Genomic DNA, 3,735 nt, shown 5'->3' with positions numbered 1-3,735 from the left:
TCGAGCGCGGAGGCCGTCCCCGGGGGCACGAACGAGGTGTACCCGGGCCGCAGGAACGGGGAGTGCCACGCGGGGTTGCCGCTCACGCCGGCCGAGTAGAGCGGCTCATCGAAGACGATGTCTTCGACGGCATCCGTCGCGTAGTCGAGGAGACCGACCCGCTCGAGGCCCTCGCTGCGGTACTCCACGGTGGCGAAATCGCGGAACGCGTCCATTCCGAGCAGGCGACGCCCCGGCTGGTGGGGGAGCACCACTCGGCGATCCCCCTGCGGCGCGGAAGCTGCGACAGAGACGAGCTCGAAGTCGAGGGCGCCGTCGTTGTGCAGGATGTAGAGCCGGTCTTCGCCGTCGACCACGGCATGCTCCAGCGAGTACTCCACCCCCTCGCTGCGGGGCCAGACGATCTGCGGCTCAGCGGTCAGGTCGCCCGAGAGATCGACGAGGTACTCCTCGCTGGTGATGCTCGATCCGACGGCGATCACGAGGAACCTGCGGCTTCGGGTGATGCCGGCGCCGAGCCAGTACTTCTCGTCGGGTTCGTGGAAGAGCTTCACGTCGTCCGACACCGGCGTGCCGAGTCGGTGCAGCCACAGAGTGTCGGGACGCCACGCGTCATCACGTGTCGTGTAGAGGATGCCGGTGCCGTCTGGGGTGAAGAAGGCGCCGCCGGTGTCGGGGATCTCGTCCGGCAGCGTCTCGCCGGTGATGAGGTCGCGCACATGGACCGTGTACAGCTCGTCGCCCTCGAAGTCGGTCGCCCAGAGCAGTGTGGTGGCGTCATCGGAGGTGTCGAACGCCCCGAGCGAGAAGAACTCATGGCCCTCGGCCTCGACGTTGCCGTCGAGCAGCACGACCTCGCCGGGCACGGCCACGCCTGCCTCGAGCACCGGGGGAGTCCAGTCGTTCTCGGCGGCCGCCGTGCGGCAGTGGATGCCGTACTGAGCACCCTCCTCGGTGCGGCTGTAGTACCACCATCCGCCACGTCGCGTCGGCACCGACAGATCGGTCTCCTGCACCCGCCCCTTGATCTCCTGGAACAGCGTCTCGCGCAGATCCGCGAGGTGCGCGAGCTCCGCCTCGGTGTGCGCGTTCTCCGCCTCGAGGTGGGAGATCACCTCGGGGGACTCCTTCTCGCGCAGCCATTCGTATGGATCGTCGAAGGTGTCGCCATGATGTGTGCGGAGGGTGGAACGGCGGTCTGCGATCGGAGCATCAGTCACGGATCCCACGCTAGTCGAGGTCGAGTTGACCGGCACCCGACAGGGTGGGAGGATTCAACGGGGCCGGTTAACGGAAGTCAAACCCACGGTGAACTCTTCGTTCGTCACGTCGATCCCGTCGACACCTCCTTCTTCCTCAACGACCGAAAGCGAACGGTGGAAACCGCAGCCCTCATCGTCGTGCTGGTGATCTTGCTGGCACTCTTCTTCGACTTCACCAACGGGTTCCACGACACCGCGAACGCGATGGCGACCCCCATCGCGACCGGTGCTCTCAAACCCAAGACCGCGGTCCTCCTGGCCGCCGTACTCAACCTCGTCGGTGCGTTCCTGTCGACCGAGGTCTCCAAGACCGTGTCGCATGGCATCATCCGCGAGGACACGATCCAAGGCGAGGTGTTCCTGCCGATGATCTTCGCCGGCCTCATCGGCGCGATCACCTGGAACATGCTGACCTGGCTGCTGGGACTCCCCTCGAGCTCATCCCACGCCCTCTTCGGCGGTCTCATCGGCGCCACTCTGGTCGGCGTCGGGGTCGGTGGCATCGACTTCGGCATGGTGCTGTCGAAGATCATCCTCCCTGCGCTCATCGCCCCGCTCACCGCAGGCATCATCGCGTTCGCAGCGACCAAGATCGCGTACTCGATCACGCGCCGTTACGACGGGAAGCCCGACGGTCGCGACGGCTTCCGCTGGGGCCAGATCTTCACGTCGTCCCTCGTCGCGCTCGCGCACGGCACCAACGACGCCCAGAAGACGATGGGTGTCATCACCCTGGCGCTGATCACGGTCGGATGGCAGAACAGCGAGCAGGCGGATCCGTACCTCTGGGTCATCATCGCGTGCGCGGTGACCATCGCCCTCGGCACGTATCTCGGCGGATGGCGGATCATCCGCACGCTCGGCAAGGGGCTGACCGAGGTCAAGCCCGCTCAGGGCTTCTCGGCAGAGAGCTCGACGGCCGCGACGATCCTGGCCTCCAGCGCGTTCGGCTTCGCACTCTCGACCACGCAGGTGGCATCGGGCTCGGTGATCGGCTCCGGTCTCGGACGACGCGGGTCGACCGTGCGGTGGCGTACCGCAGGTCGCATCGCGATCGGCTGGCTGCTCACCCTTCCGGCGGCCGGCGCCGTGGGTGCCCTCGCTGCGCTGCTGATCACGTGGCTCGGACTCTGGGGCATCGCGATCGATGCCGTGCTCGCGCTTGCCGTGATCATCGGTCTGTTCCTGCGTTCGCGTAAGGATGCCGTGACTCCGGCGAACGCGATGAGCGACGTCGCCGAGTCGGGACTCGCCATCGAGCACCCCGACACCACTCCGCCCACGCGCCGCCAGCAGCGCATCACGGAGGCGAAGGCAGAGGCGAAGGCGCGTGCAGAGGCTCGCGAGAAGCTGAAGGCCCAGGCGAAGGCCGAGGCGAAGGCGAAGGCGGCGGCGAAGGCCTCGAAGAAGGCGCCGGGCACGGGGGCGCCGACGACCGAGAATCCCGAGAAGGCGAACAGCGAGGACTCGAAGTGAGCGTCGACATCGACTGGAGCGCGTTCCTCCAGGTGTTCCTCGCGGCGCTGGTGGGCGCCTGCGCTGTGGTGACGTTCTATGCGTTCGGTCTTCGGCTGCTCGTGCGCAGCGGCCATGCACCGGTCGTGAGTCCTGCGGAATTCACCGACGCGATCACCGTCATCTCCGAGAAGGAGCTGCGGCGCGCGGCGAAGCAGGCCGCGAAGGCCGCGAAGAAGAGCCCGCTCACCGAAGGACAGCGCCGCATCGCACTGTTCGGCGCGTACGGATGCTTCGCGCTCTGCGCGGTCGCGGTCGTGGCGGGCATCCTGATCATCGTCGTCGGACACTGACGCCGACGGGATCGGGCGTCAGCGCAGCAGTCCCTCGACGAGGTCGTCGACGATCTCATCGGTCGACGTCTCCGGATCGATCGGAGTCGTCAGTCGATCGAGCAGCAGCCCGTCGATCGCGTAGTGGAACAGTGCGATCTCGCGGCGTCCGCCGGGCAGTCCCGCGGACTCGTTGAACGCCACGTCGCCGTCGAGCCCCGCCTTCTGCCACGCGCCCAGAAGCGCGGCGCTCTCGGGGCGTCGGCTGCTCTCGAGGCGCAGCTCGAACAGCGCCAGGGTGACGTCGCGGTCGCCGCTCAGGCGGCGGACGATGTCTCTGACGTAGTCGGCGAAGAGCTCTCTGCTGGGGGCCTCGCCGGCACGGCGCGCGAGGTCGTCGTCGCTGGGCGCGAGGCGTTCGCCGATGCGCTCGACGAGGCCCTCCACCAGCGCGTCGCGAGTGCGGAAGTAGTTGGACGTGGTCCCTGTCGGAACCCCGGCGGGGCTGTCGACCGCGCGGTGGGTGAGCCCGCGCGAGCCGTCTGCGGCGAGCACGGCGAGTCCGGCATCCGCGATGAGCCGTCTTCGGGTCTCGTTCTTCGCCATCCGAGAACCCTATCGCGACTACTACAGGTGACGTGGAGGCCCTCGCCGATCCGGTGTCGGAGTGTGGCCTAGGCTGAGAG

General features: G+C 67.7%; 3 protein-coding genes and 1 pseudogene. 2 read left to right on the top strand and 2 right to left on the bottom strand.

Going from position 1 to position 3,735, the window contains the following annotated elements; genetic code table 11:
• Positions 1-1,220 (bottom strand): annotated as a pseudogene (locus J7E68_RS15875) (oligopeptidase B); the annotation flags it as partial.
• Positions 1,221-1,376: 156 nt separating this feature from the next.
• Here J7E68_RS15875 and J7E68_RS15870 point away from each other — a divergent pair.
• Both J7E68_RS15870 and J7E68_RS15865 read left to right on the top strand, forming a co-directional pair.
• On the top strand, positions 1,377-2,738 hold the full coding sequence (locus tag J7E68_RS15870; protein WP_215174195.1) for an inorganic phosphate transporter: 1,362 nt from the start codon (positions 1,377-1,379) through the stop codon (positions 2,736-2,738).
• Positions 2,735-3,070 carry a peptidase gene (locus J7E68_RS15865; RefSeq protein ID WP_215174193.1) on the top strand — a complete coding sequence of 112 codons (336 nt, stop codon included), beginning with the start codon at positions 2,735-2,737 and terminating at the stop codon, positions 3,068-3,070. The genes J7E68_RS15870 and J7E68_RS15865 overlap by 4 nt, the downstream gene beginning before the upstream one ends.
• Before the next feature lie 18 nt (positions 3,071-3,088).
• Here J7E68_RS15865 and J7E68_RS15860 read toward each other — a convergent pair whose 3' ends face one another.
• Positions 3,089-3,655 (bottom strand): TetR/AcrR family transcriptional regulator, encoded by a 567-nt coding sequence (locus tag J7E68_RS15860; protein ID WP_215174191.1) that lies wholly within the window; start codon positions 3,653-3,655, stop codon positions 3,089-3,091.
• Positions 3,656-3,735 lie beyond the last annotated feature (80 nt).

Source organism: Microbacterium sp. ISL-103 (assembly GCF_018613995.1).
GTDB lineage: Bacteria > Actinomycetota > Actinomycetes > Actinomycetales > Microbacteriaceae > Microbacterium.
This window is presented reverse-complemented; position numbering and strand designations above follow the sequence as displayed.